The sequence below is a fragment of the Leucobacter chromiisoli genome (assembly GCF_016522505.1).
GTDB classification, from domain to species: Bacteria; Actinomycetota; Actinomycetes; order Actinomycetales; family Microbacteriaceae; genus Leucobacter; species Leucobacter chromiisoli.
Window position 1 is genome coordinate 262,888 of the sequence record NZ_JAEHOH010000001.1, and the last position, 16,375, is coordinate 279,262.

The window sequence follows — 16,375 nt, forward strand, 5'->3', positions numbered from 1 at the left end:
GTGCGCCGGGGAGCCCCGACCGGTGCGCCGGAGAGCCGGGGAGCGGCGCCGGGCTCAGCGCCGGCGCGCGCCCGCCGTCCGCCGCAGCCCCGCGAGCGCGACGGCGAGCACCGAGGTGAGGATCAGCGCGATCGCCGGCGCCACGGTGGTCCACGGCGCGCGCTCGACGTAGTCGATGCCCTCGGAGAGCAGCAGGCCCCACTCGGGGAGCGGAGGCTGCGCGCCGAGGCCGAGGAACCCGAGCGCGGCGAGCGCGAGCGCGACGCCGGGCAGACGCAGCATGCCGTGCCGCAGCAGGGGCGGGACGGTGGCGGGCAGCACGTGCCGCACCCAGATCTCGAACCGCGAGACGCCCGCGAGCGGCAGCCACCTGACGTGCGGCAGCGCGCTCGCCTCGTCGATGAGCGCCGCCGCGTGCGTCGTGAGCGGCGGCCAGGTCACCCAGAGCACCGCGAGCGCGGCGCCGCCGACCGAGGGGCCGAGCAGCGCCGCGATGATCACGCCGGCCAGGATCGGCGGCGTCGCGTTCGCGATCTCGGCGGGGCCGCGCGAGACCTCGCCGAGCACCGCCAGGATCAGGCCGACGAGGATCGCCAGCAGCACGATCCCGATCGACGGCAGCAGCGTGCCGAGCGTGCCGTGGGCGACGCGGGCGAGCAGGTCGCGGCCGCTCGCGTCGGCGCCGAAGGGCAGCTCCGCGCTCGGCGGCGCGAGCCTGGCGTGGGAGATCGAGTACGGATCCCGGGGCAGTCCGGATACGAGGATCGCGAGGATCAGCGCGAGGGCGATCCCCGCCGTCCACCGGGCGGCTCGGCCGTCGCCCCGCGCCTCGGGCGGCGGCGGCAGGGAACCGGGAGGCAGCGGACCGCCGCGGAGCAGCCTGCGCGCGATCCCGGTCAGGATCCCGACCAGCACCGCCGCGAGCGCCATGAGCAGCACGCCCGCCTGCAGTGCGGGCAGGTCCTGCGCGTTCGCGGCCCCGAGCAGATAGCGGCCGAGGCCCGGGATCGCGAACACCTGCTCGACCGCGACGGCGCCGCCGAGCAGGCCGATGAGCACGAGGCCGAGCTGATCGACGACGCCCGCCGCCGCACGCCGCAGGACGCCGCCGAGGATCGCCGACCGCGGCGCGCCCGCGAGTCGCCACACGCTGACCCAGCGCTCCTCGGCCACCCCCGACAGCGCATCGGCGAGGAGCCTGCCGAGCAGACCGCCCGCCGGCACGCCGAGCGAGAGCGCCGGCAGGATCGCGGTGTCGAAGCCGCTCCACCCGTAGGGCGGCAGCCACCGCAGCTGCACCGCGACGAGCACGAGCAGCGCGCTCGCGAGCAGGAACTCGGGCAGCGCCGTGAGCGCGACGCCGACGGGCCCGGATCCGCGCTGCGGACGATCCCGCAGCACGCGCCAGGCCGCCGGGGCCACCAGCGCGGCGGCGACCGCGAGCGCCACGACGAGCGCGAACGCCGTGAGGGTGGCCGAGACGCCGAGGGCGTTCCAGACGCCCGCGCCGATCGGATTGCCGCTGACCCAGGAGGTGCCGAGGTCGCCGCGCAGGATCCCGGTCCACCACCGCAGGCTCGTGGGGATGGGCCCGCCCTCGAGCCCGAGCTCGGTGCGCACGGCGTCGAGCGCCTCGGGGGTGGGCTCCAGCTCGGCGTAGCGCGCCCGCAGCACGGAGGCGGCGGGATCCCGGAGCGACAGCCAGGGGATGGCGCCCGCGAGCAGCAGCAGCGCGATGCCGCTGAGCACGCGCGACGCGAAGCCGAGCGCGCTGCTGTGCCGCAGGGATGGAGACATTCTCGTGTTCCGGTGCTAGTCGAGGTGGGTCTCGGCGGTGATGAGGATGCGCTCGCGGGGATCCCGGGCCGCGCCGTGGACGCCGGCGACCTCGCCCTGGATGACGCGCTCGTGCAGCAGCGGGATCGCGGCGTCGGTCGCGAGCACCTCCGCCTCCGCGAGCATGGTGGCCCGCTGGCGCTCGGCGCCCGCCTCGGTCTCGGTGGCGACCCCGATCGCGTCGTCGACGCCCTCGGCGCACAGCTGCGAGATCGAGAACCCGCCGGCGCAGGTGAAGTCGGAGGCCAGGTAGGCGACCGGATCGCCCGAGTCGAGGACGGTCGCGCGCGAGAGGATGAACGCGTCGAACGCCCCGTCGAGGGCGTCGGCCTCGATGAACTGGTACTCCCGCACGTCCTGCTGCACGTCGAACCCGACGGCCTCGAGCTGCTGCTCGAGCATCACGGCGACCTCGGGCAGCTCCGCGCGGTCGGTGAACGTGCCGAGGGTGATCTTCACGCCGTCCACCTCGGCGGGCGCCGGCCTGCCCTCGAGGGCCTCCCGGTACGCGGCGTCGTCGCGCAGCTCCGCCGCCCACGGGAGCGCCGGCCCGAGCAGGCCCTCCGCCTCGTCGGCGCGCCCCTCGTAGACGCTCGAGATGATCGCGGCGCGATCGACGGCCTCGCGGGCCGCGGCGCGCACCGCGGGGTCGGCGAAGGGGCCGCTCTCGGTGTTGAGGTAGAGGGTGTTGGTGCGGGGCATGGGCACCTCGTGGATGAGCTCCTCCTCGACCGAGCCGGCCTGTCCGGTCGGGATCGCCTCCACCACATCGGCCTCACCGGTGCGCAGCGCGGCGGCGCGAGCGGTGCCGTCGGGCACGAAGCTCACGTCGATGCCGGAGGCCTGCGCCGGGTCGCCCCAGTAGTCGTCGAATCGGTCGAGGGTCGCGCCGATCACGCCGTTGACCTCGACGATCTCGAAGGGGCCGGTTCCCGCACCGACCGGGTCGATCGTGTCGCCCTCGTAGGCGGAGGCGTCGAGGATCGACAGCTGCGGGCTGGTGAGGCGGTGCGGCAGCAGCGGATCCGGCGCCGCCGTCGTGACGACCACCTGATCGCCGTCGGCCTCCACGGAGAGGTCCGTACCGTCGAGGATGCGCGGCACCGGAGTCGAGTCGATCGCGTGCTGCAGCGAGTTCACGACGTCGTCGGCCGTGAGCGTCTCGCCGGTGTGGAACCGCACGTCCTCGCGGATGTCGAAGCGCCAGGTGGTCTCGTCCTCCCGCTCCCACCCGGTCGCCAGCATGGGCAGCGCGTCGCCGTCCTCGTTCAGCTGCACGAGGGTCTCGGCCGTCGACCAGCGGGAGAGCTTGAACGCGTCGTCGCTCATCGGGTTCAGCGCCGAGCGGGGCGGCTGCATGTGGGCGACCGAGATGCGCCCGTCGTCGCCGGGGTCGCCGGGGCTCGCGGATGCCGAGAAGCAGCCGGTGAGGAGCAGCCCGAGCGAGAGCGGGACTGCGACCAGGGATGCGCGGGCGCGTCGCGGGACGCGGGCCCGTGCGCCGGAGCGGGGCGGAGCGACGAGTCGGGCGGCGAGTCGGGCGCGAGGTCGTGGAACGGTCATGCGGGGTCCTTTCCGAGGAGTCAGCGTGGGGTCGCAGGCGCGGCGAGCCTGACGGTGGTGGTGCAGCGCGCGGCGAAGGCGGGGTCGTGGGTGACGAGCAGCAGGGCGATGCCCGACTGCGCGGACGCGGTCAGGAGGGCGGTCTGCACCTCCCAGGACGTCTCGGGGTCGAGGGCGCTGGTCGGCTCGTCGGCGACGAGGACCGCGGGGTCCGCGGCGAGGGCTCTCGCGATGGCGGCGCGCTGGGCCTGGCCGCCCGAGACCTCGGAGGGGCGCCGGTCGAGCAGCGCGGGGTCGAGGCTCGCGAGCCCCGCCGCGCGCTCGATCCTGGCCTCGAGGCCGGCGCGGGTGCCGGCGTCGGCGTTGTGGGGGTCGCCGGGGCCGCCGGGGCCGCTCCCGTGCGCCGCGCGCTCCAGCCGGCGGATGGCGTGCTCGATCGAGGCGCGGAGCGTCCAGCGCGGCACGAACGAGGCGGCGGGATCCTGCGGCACGCCCTGCACGAGGCGGCGGTGCCTCCGCTCGGGGGCCGAGGAGGGCGAGCACCAGGCCAGTCCGCGGACGACGACCCGCCCCTCCGCGGGCGAGCGGAGCCCGAGCACGATGTCGGCGAGCGTCGACTTGCCGGCGCCCGAGCGGCCCACGACCGCGACCGATTCGCCGCCCTCGACGGTGAGGCTCGTCGGGGCGAGCGCCTGTCTGGCCTGCGCCCCGCGCCCGTGCACGGCGGCGACCCGGTCGACCCGGAGCGCCGGGGCGGCCCCGCCCACCTCAGGAGGCCTTCCGCGGTGCCGGCGCGGTCGGCGCGAACGCCTCGGAGGCGCCGGAGGCGTTCACGGGCCGCTCTGCGACGACGCCGTCCCGAACCGCGAGCCATCGCGTGGCCAGCGCCTCCGCGACGGCGAAGTCGTGCGTCGCGACGACGAGCGCCTGCTCCGGCCCCGCGATCCGCCGCAGCAGCTCGACGGTCTGGTCGCGGGAGTCGTGGTCGAGCGCGCTCGTCGGCTCGTCGGCGAGGAGGATCGGCGCTCCCGTGAGCGCGGCCAGCGCCACCGCCGCGCGCTGGGCCTGGCCGCCCGAGAGCTCGGTCGGCCGCCGGCGGGGAAGGTCGGGGTCTCCGAGGCCGACGGCGCGGAGCGCCTGCGCGATCCGGTGCGGCGGCGCCCCGGTGACGCGGCGCAGCTGGCGCTGCAGCGGGATCAGGGGGTGGAGCGCGTCGAGGCCGCGCTGCGGGACGAAGCCGAGACGCGTGAACGACGCGGTGCGCTCGCCCGTGAACCTCACGCCCACCGGCCACCTGCCGGTGAGCGTGCTGAGCAGCAGCGACTTGCCGCTGCCCGACGGACCGGTGACGACCACCCGGTCGCCTGGGAACAGGTCGAGGCGGGGCACGCGCAGCAGCTCGCAACCCGCGTCGCCGCGTCGTTCGTCGCGGGCCGCGGCAGAGGTGCGGACGACGGCGTCGCGCAGTGAGAGGAGCGGGGCGGCGCCTCGGACGCCGGTGTCCCGCGGAGCGGTCCCGGTCCCACGGAATCGTGCATCGATAAACATAATGAGATTCATTATCAGAAACCCGGCAGGCGAAGTCCAATCGACGCACCGGCGCGAGGACGCGTCGACGCGCCGGGGCACCGACGTGCGGGCGTCGACGCGCCGACGTCTCGGGTGCTAGCGGTCGACCGGCGTGGATCGCATCCAGTCCACGACGCGGCGCGCCACGGGCTCGCCCGACGAGATGAGCGCCTCGTGGCCGCGCCCCTCGAGCTGGAGCATCTCCCCGCGCGGGAGCAGGCTCGTGATGCGGATCGCCCAATCGCGCGGGCAGACCGGATCCAGGACGCCGCGCAGCACGAGCGTCGGCTGGGCGACTCGGGGGAGCGTGCGCTCGATCCGGTGCTCGAGCGTCGGGCCCAGCTTCTTGACGAACCAGCGCGGACCGGTGCGCAGGTAGGCGGTCATGCCCTTCGCGATGACCGCAGGCTCGCGCCCGCGTGCGATGTCCTCGAGCATCCGGAGGGCCTGCCGGCGGACGCTGCGCTCGCGGGCGTTCACCGTGGGGGCCACCAGCACGGCGCGATCCACGGCATCCGGATGCCGCGCCGCGAGTTCGGCCACGACCTGGGCGCCCATCGAGTGCCCCACCGCGGTGGCCGGCGTCAGCCCCTGATCGCGCAGCGCCGCGGCGAGCAGATCGGCGGTGTGCGGGATCGACGCCGCGTGCTTCGGCTCGGCCGCGTCCCCGAAGCCGGGCAGGTCGACCGCGGTGACGTCGACCTCCTCCGAGATCCTCTCGACGAAGCGGTCGTAGACGGCATGGCCCATGCCGATGCCGTGCACGAGCACGATCCGCTCGGCGCCCTCCCGGGGCCAGCGGAACAGCTGTATCTCGTCTTCGTCCCGGATGAAGCTCGCGACGATCGGATCGGGCAGGGTGGTCATCGCTCCCAATATAGCCCGGCGTGCGCGACGCGCCGGGGAATGACGGCTAGCGGGGTTCCTGCTCCCTCGCGCAGCGCGTCGCGGGGCCCTCCGGGCCCGATCCCGCCGAGCGGTTGAACCGACGAAGGGCGGCGCGCAGCGCCTCCAGGTCCTCGACGCTCCACCCCTCGAACCGCTCGTGATAGGCGTGCGCGGTCTGCGCGTGCAGCCCGTCGAGGGTGCCCTGCGCGGCGGTGCTCGTGGTGAGGAGCACGACCCGGCGATCCTCGGCCGAGGGCTCGGCGTCGATGAGGTCGAGCTGCCGCAGCTTCGCGACCTGACGGCTCACGACCGCCTTGTCCATGTCGAGCAGGTGGCTGAGCTCGGTCGCCGTGATGGGGCCGCGTCGCCGGATCGTCTGCAGCACCATCATGCCGACGCCTCGGAGGTCGGGGTGGACCTCCTCGGCGTAGCGGGTCCAGCGGGTCCTGGCGAAGGCGAAGACCTGCGAGAACTCCGCGATGATGTCGGAGATCGCCTCCTCCTCGGGCGCGATCCCGGCCGAGGGGGCCGCGGCCTCGTCCCCGTCGACCGCGGATCCTCGAGCCTCGTGAGCGTGCATGATTCCGACTTTAGCGCTCGGAGGCGGGGCGATCCGCAGCGATGTCATCCGCGGCGATGTCGTCCGAAGCCGCGCCACCCGCAGCGGGATCGTCCGCGGCGCCGGCCTCCCCGGTCCTCCCGGCGTCTCCGCCCGCTCCGGGGCGCAGGCCGGATCGCCGGGCGATCCCGGGCTCGCCGATCACCGAGATCGAGCCGGTCGACACGGCGTAGCTCGCCTCGGCGGCGCCGCCGTCCCCGCCGTCTGCACCGGCCTGCCGCCGGCGCATCTCGGCGATCATCTCCGCGTTGCTCTTCGAGTTCAGGGGGATGTTCGGGATGCAGGCGATCGCGATGATCGCGAGGATCGCGACGGGGGATGCCGCGAGGAAGATGTTGCCGACCGCGTGGCCGTAGGCCGATTCGACGACGATGCGGATCGGCTCGGGGAGCTCGGCGATCTTCGGGATCACGCCGCCTGAGAGCGCCTCGGCGCCCTGCATCTGCTCGGGGGAGAGCTTGCCCAGGCCGTCCTTGATGTAGTCGGCCACCTGGTGCGAGAGCATCGCGCCCATCGCCGACATGCCGGCGGTGCCGCCGATCGTGCGGAAGAAGGTGACCGTCGCGCTCGCGGCGCCCATCTGCGTCGGGGCGACCGTGTTCTGCACGACGAGCACGAGGTTCTGCATCGTCATGCCGACACCGGCGCCCAGGATGAACATCGAGACGCCCACGTACCAGTACGAGGTGTCGTAGCGCAGCTGACCCATCAGCACGAGGCCCACGAGCAGTGCGAGCGATCCCGCCACCATGTAGCGCTTCCACTTGCCGGTCCGGGTGATGATCTGCCCGACGACGGTCGAGGAGATCAGCACACCGCCCATCATCGGCAGCGTGAGCAGGCTCGCCTCGATGACCGAGCGGCCGCGCGCCAGCTGCATGTACTGGCCGAGGAACACGGCGGTGCCGAACATGGCGAGGCCCACCGCGATCGAGGCGAGCACCGACATCGTGAACGTGCGGTTCTTGAAGAGGGTGAGCGGGATCAGCGGCTCGTCGACCTTCAGCTCGACGATGACGGCCGCGATGAGCAGCACGAGGCCGCCGCCGACCATCGCGAGGGTCTCCCAGGACCACCACTCGAAGTTGGACCCGCCGAGCGTGACCCAGATCAGCAGGCTCGAGAAGCCGGTCGTGATGAGTGCCGCGCCCAGGTAGTCGATCTTGACCTTGCGCTTCTGCGTCGTGAGATGCAGCGTCCGCTGCAGCATGATGATCGCGACGACCGCGATGGGGGCCGCGACGTAGAAGTTCCAGCGCCATCCGATGGTGTCGGTGAAGAACCCGCCGATCAGCGGGCCGCCGACCGTGGACACGGCCATGATCGCGCCCATGACGCCCATGTACTTGCCGCGCTCGAGCGGGCTCACGATCTCGGCGAGCACGATCTGGCCGAGTGCGCCGAGGCCGCCGGCGCCGAGGCCCTGCATCACCCGGAAGGCGATGAGCCAGCTCGGGTCGTGCGCCATGCCGGCCAGTGCGGATCCGAGGGTGAACACGATGAGGGCGACCTGCAGCAGCACCTTCTTGCTGGTGAGGTCGGCGAGCTTGCCCCAGATCGGGGTCGAGACGGCGCTCGCGAGCATCGTCGCGGTCACCACCCAGGTGAATGCCGCCTGGGTGCCGCCGATGTCGGCGATGATGATGGGCATCGAGGTGCCGACGACGTTCATGGCGAGCATCGAGACGAACATGCTCATGAAGAGGCCGGTGAGCGCGAGGTGCAGCGCCCGGCCCTTCAGCACGCCCTCGGGCGCGCTCTGGGTGGTGGTCTGGCTCATATGGGGTGCGGGATCCTTCGGAAATCGCTGGCGGGGGCGGTGCGGCGGCCTGTCCGGCACGGCGGACCCGAGGGGGCCCGCGGGAGAGGTCGCGCTCACCGCAGAATTCGTTGACGAGGATCAACTATATGCATTTGGTTGATCTGCGTCAACCATTCTCGGCGCGCGTTCAGGATCTCTTCCGGCGCGACGGGCGCCCCGCTCCGCAGGCCTGCGGCCGTGAGGCACAATAGAGGGTGGGCGCCGCGGGAGGCCGCGGTGCGAGCCGGGGGTGGCCCGGGTGCGGCAACACCAGGAAGAGGCGGGCGTGGCGAACAGCGGCAGCATCAGGATCGGCGTGATAGGCGGCGGACAGCTCGCCCGCATGATGGTGCCTCCGGCGATCCACCTGGGGCTGGGGATCAGCGTGCTCGCCGAGGCCGAGGGGTCGAGCGCCGCGCGCGCCGCCGACGCCGTGGGCGACTACCGCGACCCCGAGACCGTCTACGCGTTCGCTGAGACGGTCGACGTCGTCACCTTCGACCACGAGCACGTGCCGCAGCCGATCCTGCGTGAGCTCGAGCGCCGTGGCGTCTCGGTGCATCCTCGGCCGGACGCGCTGCAGTACGCGCAGGACAAGATCCTCATGCGGCAGAAGCTCGGCGAGCTGGGCGTGCCGATCCCCGACTGGGCGACCGTCGCCGACGAGGAGCAGCTGCGCGCGTTCATCGCCGAGCATGGCGGACGGGCGGTCGTGAAGACGGCGCGCGGAGGGTACGACGGCAAGGGCGTGCGGGTCGTCTCCGAGCCCGACGAGGTGCGCGACTGGTTCACCGCCCTCGCCGAGGACGGCCACGGGGGGCACCTTCTCGTCGAGGAGCTCGTCGACTTCGTGCGCGAGCTCTCGCAGCTCGTCGCGCGGCGCCCGAGCGGAGAGGCCCGCACCTGGCCCGTGGTCGAGACGATCCAGCGCGACGGCGTCTGCGCCGAGGTCCTCGCGCCGGCTCCCGTCGCGAACCCGGCGACCCTGGAGGAGGCCGCCCGCATCGGCGCGGTCGTCGCGGAGGGCGTCGGCGTGACCGGGGTGCTCGCGGTGGAGATGTTCGAGACGCGGGACGGCCGTGTGCTCGTGAACGAGCTGGCGATGCGCCCGCACAACTCCGGTCACTTCTCGATCGAGGGGTCGGTGACGAGCCAGTTCGAGCAGCACCTGCGCGCCGTCGCGGACTTGCCCCTCGGCGCGACCGACATGACGGCGCCGGCCGCGGTGATGGTGAATGTGCTCGGCGGGCCCGAGGAGGGCCCCATGCCCGTGCGCTACGCCTCGGCGCTCGCCGAGCATCCCCGGGCGAAGATCCACAGCTACGACAAGCAGCCGCGGCCCGGCCGCAAGGTCGGCCACGTCACGGTGACGGGCGACGACCTCGAAGCGGTGCAGCGGGAGGCGCGGGCCGCCGCCGCCGCGTTCGCCTGAGCGGCCGCCGCCCCGCGTTCGCCTGAGCGGCCGCGCCGGCCGGGCCCGGATCGACCGACCCGGCTCCGTCTACTGTCCCACCACCATGATCTCGTGGGGGAGTTTCGACAGCAGGTGCGTGCTGTCCTCCTCGATCACGAAGGTGTCGAGCAGGCCGATGCCGCACATGCTCTCGAAGTTGGCGACGGTCCCGGCCTCGAAGACGCGGTCGTCGTCCTCGCCGCCCACGACGGTGAACTTCCACTCGCCGACCCAGTCGGGCGGGAAGGCGATCCCCATCTCGTAACCGCCGATCCAGACGCTCGAATTGAGGTCGAACACGCCGGCGTCACGGTAGTAGGCGTAGAGCTCGGCGTTCACATCGCCGATGCGCACGCCGGGGCGAGCCCGCTCGGTGAGGATGTCGAAGCCGCCGGTGAGCACCTCGAGCAGGTCGACTGCGCCCTGCGGCGGCTCCTTGAACGTGTACATCTGCGAGCGGTTCGAGTGGTAGCGCTTGTAGACGCCGCAGGGGTCGACGTCGAGGAAGTCGTCCTCGGTGATGATGCGGTGCCCCGAGATCTCGTGGTACACGCCGAGTGCGGCCAGACCGACGAAGGCGACCTGGTGCAGGCCCGCGGGCTCGCCGCCCGCGGCGGAGAGGCCGCGGATAAGCTCGCCGTGCGCCTCGAGCTCGGTCATGCCCGGTCGCAGCACACTGCCGAGATGCAGCAGACCCGCGTCGCAGATCTCTGCGGCCTTCTTGACGGCCTCGAGCTCGGCGGGGGACTTCATGAGCCGCACGCGCCTCGAGGTGAGGGTGCCGTCGACGACGCGCGCGCCCGCGTCGAGCAGCGCGCCCTCCATCATCTTCGAGACCGCGGGATTGGGGATCGCGGAGAACATCTCCAGGCCGACGACCGAGCCGCCGACCCAGCCCTCGGAGGCGATCTCCTTGACGATGAAGCGCAGCATCCCGTCGCGCTCGTAGCGGGGGAGCAGCCGGACGTCCTCGGCCGCGGAGGTGCGACGGATCATCTCGGAGTGCTCCACGCCCTCGAAGAGGATGTACCCCGCGTCGGCGCGGACGACGGTGCAGGTGAGCGGGCGCCAGTCCGTCGGGCCGTTCGCCTTGTACCAGCGGAGCGCCAGACCGTGGAGCCAGTTCTGCGCTTCCGGCGACGAGAGCACCAGGGTGTCGATCCCGTCCTCGGCCATCGCCCGCTGCAGCCGGGTCAGGCGCGACGCGTATTCCTCGGCGGAGAACGCGATGTGGGGCTCGGTGCCCGTGATCCGCTCCTGCTGCTCGGCAATGAATTGTGTGATCGTCGAATCGAGCATGCTCACCTCTGAGTATCTGCTGGCGTGGGGACCGGGGCGCCTCTGGTCGACGAGGCGCCGTTCTGGTCATAATAACCTATTATTGTTATGTCCGCGCAAGGGGCATGTCTGCGGCCTCTCCCGTGCGCTGGCCGCGGCGTCAGGCGGCACGCGCCTCGATGAGCGCCGCCGCGATGATCTCGGGCGAGAGCGCCGGGCGCTCGGCCGAACCCGTCTCGCGAGACAGCTTCTCCGTGATCCTCGAGACCTCGGCCGGATCCGCGCCGAGCTGCGTGCCGACCCACGCGTTGAGCACGTCGAGCATCAGGGCCTGGGTGTAGATCGAGGGCTCGGCGATCGTGCGCACCGACAGTCCGTCCATGAGCGCCAGGATCCCTGCGCTGAGGTGCTTCGGGTCCGCGCCCTCGGGAATGCGCCCGAGATCTTCGAGCTGCCGTATCGCGGCCTCGAGGGGGTGCGCCCACGAGCGGTAGATCTGCGTCGCGACGTCGCGCAGGTGCTCCGAGCGCCCGGCGCCCGACCAGAGCTCGCTCCAGAATCCCCACCGCTCGGGGAACACGACGCTGCCGAAGACATGGAGCCTGACCATCCCGAAGATGAACTCGAGGGGATCTCCGGTGCCGGTGATGGTGCGGGCGCTCTCGCGGGAGACCACGAGCATCATCGCCCCGAAGGCTTCGTCGACGAGGTTCTCCCGCGTGTCGAAGTAGTGCTGCACGAGCCCGAGGCTGACTCCCGACTCCTTGGCGATGTCCTTCAGCTTCGCCGCGACGACCCCGTCGCGGGAGACGACGCGGATCGTGCCGTACAGGATCTCGGCGCGTCGGCGGGTGGCGAGGTCGATCTCGGCGACGCGGGGCTCGGCTGTCAGGGTCACGGGATCTCCTTCTTGGGGCCGGGCGGCCTCGTCCGGGTTGCTGCCATTTACTTTACGGAGGCGACATGCGATGGTTATTGCATCTTAACAATAATGCGTTATTATGATGATCTGAAACGTTCTGACGAAGGAGTCAACCGAAGATGAAGACGACAACATTCAGAGTGCTGCCGGCCGCAGCCGTTGCCGCCGTCGCGGCTCTCGCGCTCGCCGCCTGCTCCTCGGGCGGGTCCGACGCCTCCGGCGACAGCGGCGGCGGAAGCGGAACGCTGGTGTTCGCGAGCTACGGCAGCGCGTACCAGGACGCGCAGAACGAGGCGTTCACCACCCCGTGGGGCGAGGAGAACGGCGTGACCGTGCAGAACGACGGCCCCACCTCGTACCCCAAGATCCAGCAGATGGTCGAGTCGGGCAACACGATCTGGGATGCGGTCGACACCGAGCCCTACTTCCCCGTGGCGAACTGCGGCACCCTGTTCGAGGAGCTCGACTTCACGGACATCGACACCTCGCAGTTCCCCGAGGGCACCTGGAACGACTGCTCGATCCCCACCGCGCAGTACTCGACCATGATGATCTACAACACCGACACCTACAGCGGGGCCGACGTGCCGCAGACGCCCGCCGACTTCTTCGATCTCGAGAAGTTCCCGGGCGACCGCGTGGTGCCGAACTGGGCCGGCGCCGGTGCGCTCGAGTTCGCCCTGCTCGCCGACGGCGTGGCTCCCGAGGATCTGTACCCGCTCGACACCGAGCGCGCCTACGCCAAGCTCGACACGATCCGCGACTCGCTGACCTTCTGGAACACGAGCTCGGAGTCGCAGCAGTCGATGGAGGACGGCACCGCCGACATGTGGCTCGCCTGGTCGGGCCGCGGCTACGAGGCCGAGAAGAACGGCGCGGCCATCGAGCCGGTCTGGGAGGACAACCTGCTCTCGTGGGCGAGCCTCAGCATCGTCAAGGGCACGAAGAACCTCGAGCAAGCGCAGAGCTTCGTCGAGTACGCCGCTCAGGCCGAGCCTCAGGCGCGGTTCGCCGAGCTGCAGCCGTACGCCCCCGCCAACATGGAGTCGGAGCCCGAGCTCGACGATCTGCAGCAGCGCTGGAACTCGGCCGACCCCGCAGTGCAGGAGCAGGCCGTGACCCCCGACGTGCAGTGGTGGGCCGACAACTCCGCGGACGCGGAAGCCGAGTGGGTCGCCTGGTCCACGAGCTGACCCCTCGCACACGCTCGCGCGGTCGGGCCGCTCCCGGCCCGACCGCCCCGCCCCGTCATACCGCCTCACAGGAGGGTGCATGCGTTCATCGCGTCTTCTCAGCGGCATCGCCGTGATCCCGGCGCTCGCCGTGATCCTCATCTTCTTCCTGCTGCCCATCGGCGTCATCATCTACCGCTCGTTCACCGAGCCGGATCCCGGACTGGGGCAGTACGCCGGCGCGCTCGCCGATCCCACGACGCTGCGGGTGCTCGGACGCACCTTCCTCACCGCGGTGATCGCGGTGATCGTCTGCGTCCTGCTCGGGTACCCCTACGCGTATCTCATGACGCTGGTCGGCCCGATGGCCCGCACGCTGCTGATGGTGCTCGTGCTGGTGCCGTTCTGGACCTCGCTCATGGCGCGCACCTTCGCCTGGATCTCCCTGCTGCAGCGCGACGGGCCGGTCTCGGCGATCCTCGGGTTCTTCGGCGCGCAGGACGTCACGCTGCTCGGCTCCGCGACCGGCGTGATCCTCGCCATCGTGCAGATCCTGCTCCCGTACATGATCCTGACCCTGTTCACCGCGCTCGGCTCGATCGACCGCCGACAGCTCGCCGCCGCCCAGAGTCTCGGGGCGAACCGCTACCGCACGTTCTGGCAGGTGTACCTGCCGCAGTCCCTGCCCGGACTCTTCGCGTCGAGCGCGCTCGTGTTCATCCTCGCGCTCGGGTTCTACATCACGCCGCAGCTCATCGGCAGCCCGAAGGAGGCCATGATCTCCCAGGTGATCGGGCTGAGGGTGGAGAAGATCGTCGACTTCGCGGGCGCCGGAGCGCTGTCGGGCATCCTGCTGATCGCCACGCTCGGCCTCTTCGCGGTGGCGATCCTCGCCATCGCCCCGTTGCGGCGCAGCATCTCGCAGATGATCAACGGAGGTGAGCGCTCATGAACGAAGCGACGCGGATTCGACTCCCCATCCGGCTCTGGGCCTGCGTCACGGCGCTGCTGCTGGTCGCACCGACCCTGGTCGTCGTACCGCTCTCGTTCACGGGGAAGCGCAGCTTCTCCTTCCCCATCGAGGGATGGTCGCTGCAGTGGTACGAGAAGTTCTTCACCGATCCGAACTGGTTGGGCTCGCTCGGCACCAGCCTGAGCGTCGCCGTCGTCGTCGGCGTGATCGCGACCGTGCTCGGCACCTGCGCCGCCTACGGTCTCAAAGGGCTGCGGGGGCGTCTCGCAGCGACGGCCCAGGTCGCCATGATGCTGCCGATCCTTATCCCCGGCATCGTCGCGGCGATCGCCATCTTCGGACTGTACCTGCGGTGGCAGCTCAGCGGATCGGCGCTGGGCGTGATCCTCGCCCACATCACGCTCGCGCTGCCGTTCGTGCTCATCCCGGTCGGCACGGCGCTGCGCGGCCTCGACGACACGCTGACCCGTGCGGCCTCCGTGCTCGGAGCCGGCCCCGCCGCGCGGTTCCTGCAGGTCGAGCTGCCGATCCTGCTCCCCGGCATCCTCACCGGTTTCGTCTTCGCATTCGTGACGAGCCTCGACGAGGTCGTGGTGGCCTACTTCCTCCAGTCGCCGACGCTGCGCACGCTGCCCGTCCAGATGTACAGCTCGGTGACGCGCGAGACCGACCCGAGCATCGCCGCGGCCTCGACGCTGCTGCTGGCGTTCTCCACTCTCATCATCCTGATTCCCCGATTGGTGCAGGTCGTGCAGGAACGACGTGCTGCGAAACGACTAGGAGACGTCGAATGACCGTGACGCCCACTTCAGGCGCCGAGCTGCGGCTCAGCGGACTCGTCAAGCGATACGGCGGCACCGCCGCAGTCGAGAACGTCGACCTGCACATCGAGTCGGGCGAGTTCCTGACGCTGCTCGGCCCCAGCGGCTCCGGGAAGACCACGACGCTCTCGATGATCGCGGGCTTCACCGAGCCCACCGGAGGCAGCGTCGTCTGCGACGGCCGCGAGATCACCTCCGTGCCTCCGCACAAGCGGGGTCTCGGCATGGTGTTCCAGAACTACTCCCTGTTTCCCCACCTCACGGTGCGGGAGAACGTCGAGTTCCCGCTCCGCCAGCGCGGAGTCTCGAAGCCCGAGCGGGCGCGACGCGCGCTCGAGGCTCTCGAGCTCGTGGAACTGCACGGCCGGGCGAACGCGAAGCCCGGCCAGCTCAGCGGCGGGCAGCAGCAGCGCGTCGCCCTCGCACGAGCGCTGGTGTTCGAGCCGCAACTGCTCCTCATGGACGAGCCGTTCGGCGCGCTCGACCGCGCGCTCCGCGAGCGGCTGCAGATCGAGCTGCGGCGACTGCATCACGAGCTCGGGATCACCGTCGTGTTCGTGACCCACGATCAGGAGGAGGCGCTCACCCTGTCGGATCGCATCGCCGTGTTCAACGAGGGCCGGATCGAGCAGGTCGGAACACCCGAGGAGCTCTACGAGCGCCCGGCGACGCTGTTCGTCGCCCGCTTCATCGGAGAGTCGAACGCGCTGAGCGGCGCGACCGCGAACGGCCGCTTCGTGAGCGACGGCGGCGTCGTGATCCCCGCCCCCGAGGCGCCCGACGGACCGTCGACCGCGATCATCCGCCCGGAGCGCATCCGCGTGGCCGATGCTCCCGCCGATGCCCCGGTCGACGCCTCGGCATGCGCGACCACCGGAGCCATCCACGACGTCACCTACCTCGGCGCGCAGCGCCGCATCGAGATCATCACGGACGACGGCCCCATTATCGTGCGCACCGGGACCGAGCACGGCGCACCGGGCAGCGGGCGCACCGTGCACGTCCGCTGGGACTCCGCCGACGCCGCAGTCTTCCCCAGCCGCAACGATGCAACCGAAACGGAGAACCCATGGACCGCAACCCTCGCCCAGCACACGTCAGGCTCGCGGAGCTGACCCCGATCGACGCCGACTCGGCGCCGACGAAGGTGCGCATCAAGCGCATCATCACGCGGGGAGAGCATCAGAGCGAGTTGACGCAGGGCGTCTGCTGGATGGATCCCGGCGAGCAGACGAACCGCTGGTCGAGCCGCGAGGTCTTCGACCCGGAGGAGGCCGAGCACTGGTACGGCCCTGTGGACGAGACCTACTACATCATCCGCGGGCGCCTGCGGCTGACGTGGGACGAGGGCGTGTTCGAGCTCGGCCCCGACGACACGGTCTACCTCGCCCCGGGCTGGACGTACCACCTCGAGAACATCGGCGACGAGCCGGCGTTCTTCGTCTACAACATGACCCCCGCGCAAGAGTGACGCGCACCA

The 16,375-nt window shown here is 71.5% G+C and carries 15 protein-coding genes; 6 read left to right on the top strand and 9 right to left on the bottom strand.

The window, feature by feature from the left end; all coding sequences use genetic code 11:
- Positions 1 to 54: 54 nt before the first annotated feature.
- From JD276_RS01145 to JD276_RS01175, 7 genes are all read right to left on the bottom strand, one after another.
- A complete protein-coding gene (locus JD276_RS01145; protein ID WP_200112908.1) occupies positions 55 to 1,797 on the bottom strand; it encodes an ABC transporter permease subunit in 1,743 nt (580 codons plus the stop codon).
- 15 nt (positions 1,798 to 1,812) lie between these two features.
- Positions 1,813 to 3,399 (bottom strand): ABC transporter substrate-binding protein, encoded by a 1,587-nt coding sequence (locus JD276_RS01150; RefSeq protein WP_200112910.1) that lies wholly within the window; start codon positions 3,397 to 3,399, stop codon positions 1,813 to 1,815.
- A gap of 20 nt (positions 3,400 to 3,419) precedes the next feature.
- Positions 3,420 to 4,166 carry an ATP-binding cassette domain-containing protein gene (locus tag JD276_RS01155; protein WP_200112912.1) on the bottom strand — a complete coding sequence of 249 codons (747 nt, stop codon included), beginning with the start codon at positions 4,164 to 4,166 and terminating at the stop codon, positions 3,420 to 3,422.
- 1 nt (position 4,167) lies between these two features.
- The gene (locus JD276_RS01160) at positions 4,168 to 4,947 is read right to left on the bottom strand and encodes an ATP-binding cassette domain-containing protein (RefSeq protein ID WP_200112914.1); all 780 of its coding nucleotides are present in this window, start codon (positions 4,945 to 4,947) and stop codon (positions 4,168 to 4,170) included.
- Between the two features lie 117 nt (positions 4,948 to 5,064).
- Positions 5,065 to 5,835 (bottom strand): alpha/beta fold hydrolase, encoded by a 771-nt coding sequence (locus tag JD276_RS01165; protein ID WP_200112916.1) that lies wholly within the window; start codon positions 5,833 to 5,835, stop codon positions 5,065 to 5,067.
- A 46-nt stretch (positions 5,836 to 5,881) separates the two neighbouring features.
- Positions 5,882 to 6,436 carry a MarR family winged helix-turn-helix transcriptional regulator gene (locus tag JD276_RS01170; RefSeq protein WP_200112918.1) on the bottom strand — a complete coding sequence of 185 codons (555 nt, stop codon included), beginning with the start codon at positions 6,434 to 6,436 and terminating at the stop codon, positions 5,882 to 5,884.
- A 10-nt stretch (positions 6,437 to 6,446) separates the two neighbouring features.
- Positions 6,447 to 8,255, bottom strand: a complete 1,809-nt coding sequence (locus JD276_RS01175) for a DHA2 family efflux MFS transporter permease subunit (RefSeq protein ID WP_200112921.1) — start codon at positions 8,253 to 8,255, stop codon at positions 6,447 to 6,449.
- 307 nt (positions 8,256 to 8,562) lie between these two features.
- On the opposite strand from JD276_RS01175, the gene JD276_RS01180 reads away from it, so the two are divergent.
- The gene (locus JD276_RS01180; RefSeq protein ID WP_200112923.1) at positions 8,563 to 9,708 is read left to right on the top strand and encodes a 5-(carboxyamino)imidazole ribonucleotide synthase; all 1,146 of its coding nucleotides are present in this window, start codon (positions 8,563 to 8,565) and stop codon (positions 9,706 to 9,708) included.
- A 69-nt stretch (positions 9,709 to 9,777) separates the two neighbouring features.
- Here the strand turns inward: JD276_RS01180 and JD276_RS01185 are convergent, their stop codons facing one another.
- On the bottom strand, positions 9,778 to 11,028 hold the full coding sequence (locus JD276_RS01185) for a M24 family metallopeptidase (RefSeq protein WP_233615211.1): 1,251 nt from the start codon (positions 11,026 to 11,028) through the stop codon (positions 9,778 to 9,780).
- Positions 11,029 to 11,167: 139 nt separating this feature from the next.
- Positions 11,168 to 11,905, bottom strand: coding sequence for a TetR/AcrR family transcriptional regulator (locus JD276_RS01190; RefSeq protein WP_200112927.1), 738 nt, complete (start codon positions 11,903 to 11,905; stop codon positions 11,168 to 11,170).
- 143 nt (positions 11,906 to 12,048) lie between these two features.
- Here JD276_RS01190 and JD276_RS01195 point away from each other — a divergent pair, with 143 nt between their 5' ends.
- The 5 genes from JD276_RS01195 (at position 12,049) to JD276_RS01215 (ending at position 16,366) form a co-directional block, all read left to right on the top strand.
- A complete protein-coding gene (locus JD276_RS01195; protein ID WP_200112929.1) occupies positions 12,049 to 13,122 on the top strand; it encodes an ABC transporter substrate-binding protein in 1,074 nt (357 codons plus the stop codon).
- Between the two features lie 79 nt (positions 13,123 to 13,201).
- Positions 13,202 to 14,053: an ABC transporter permease gene (locus JD276_RS01200; RefSeq protein ID WP_200112931.1), complete on the top strand. Its 852-nt coding sequence runs from the start codon at positions 13,202 to 13,204 to the stop codon at positions 14,051 to 14,053.
- The gene (locus JD276_RS01205; protein WP_200112933.1) at positions 14,050 to 14,868 is read left to right on the top strand and encodes an ABC transporter permease; all 819 of its coding nucleotides are present in this window, start codon (positions 14,050 to 14,052) and stop codon (positions 14,866 to 14,868) included. The genes JD276_RS01200 and JD276_RS01205 overlap by 4 nt, the downstream gene beginning before the upstream one ends.
- A complete protein-coding gene (locus JD276_RS01210) occupies positions 14,865 to 16,010 on the top strand; it encodes an ABC transporter ATP-binding protein (protein WP_200112935.1) in 1,146 nt (381 codons plus the stop codon). Before JD276_RS01205 ends, JD276_RS01210 begins: the two co-directional genes overlap by 4 nt.
- On the top strand, positions 15,965 to 16,366 hold the full coding sequence (locus JD276_RS01215; protein ID WP_200112937.1) for a cupin domain-containing protein: 402 nt from the start codon (positions 15,965 to 15,967) through the stop codon (positions 16,364 to 16,366). The genes JD276_RS01210 and JD276_RS01215 overlap by 46 nt, the downstream gene beginning before the upstream one ends.
- The last annotated feature ends 9 nt before the right edge of the window (positions 16,367 to 16,375 follow it).

Coding starts and splice junctions, on each gene's coding strand:
- JD276_RS01175 (WP_200112921.1), bottom strand. CDS start 8,255: ATGAGCCAGACCACCACCCAGAGCGCGCCCGAGGGCGTGCTGAAGGGC.
- JD276_RS01205 (WP_200112933.1), top strand. CDS start 14,050: ATGAACGAAGCGACGCGGATTCGACTCCCCATCCGGCTCTGGGCCTGC.
- JD276_RS01170 (WP_200112918.1), bottom strand. CDS start 6,436: ATGCACGCTCACGAGGCTCGAGGATCCGCGGTCGACGGGGACGAGGCC.
- JD276_RS01200 (WP_200112931.1), top strand. CDS start 13,202: ATGCGTTCATCGCGTCTTCTCAGCGGCATCGCCGTGATCCCGGCGCTC.
- JD276_RS01215 (WP_200112937.1), top strand. CDS start 15,965: ATGGACCGCAACCCTCGCCCAGCACACGTCAGGCTCGCGGAGCTGACC.
- JD276_RS01150 (WP_200112910.1), bottom strand. CDS start 3,399: ATGACCGTTCCACGACCTCGCGCCCGACTCGCCGCCCGACTCGTCGCT.
- JD276_RS01195 (WP_200112929.1), top strand. CDS start 12,049: ATGAAGACGACAACATTCAGAGTGCTGCCGGCCGCAGCCGTTGCCGCC.
- JD276_RS01165 (WP_200112916.1), bottom strand. CDS start 5,835: ATGACCACCCTGCCCGATCCGATCGTCGCGAGCTTCATCCGGGACGAA.
- JD276_RS01145 (WP_200112908.1), bottom strand. CDS start 1,797: ATGTCTCCATCCCTGCGGCACAGCAGCGCGCTCGGCTTCGCGTCGCGC.
- JD276_RS01210 (WP_200112935.1), top strand. CDS start 14,865: ATGACCGTGACGCCCACTTCAGGCGCCGAGCTGCGGCTCAGCGGACTC.
- JD276_RS01185 (WP_233615211.1), bottom strand. CDS start 11,028: ATGCTCGATTCGACGATCACACAATTCATTGCCGAGCAGCAGGAGCGG.
- JD276_RS01160 (WP_200112914.1), bottom strand. CDS start 4,947: ATGTTTATCGATGCACGATTCCGTGGGACCGGGACCGCTCCGCGGGAC.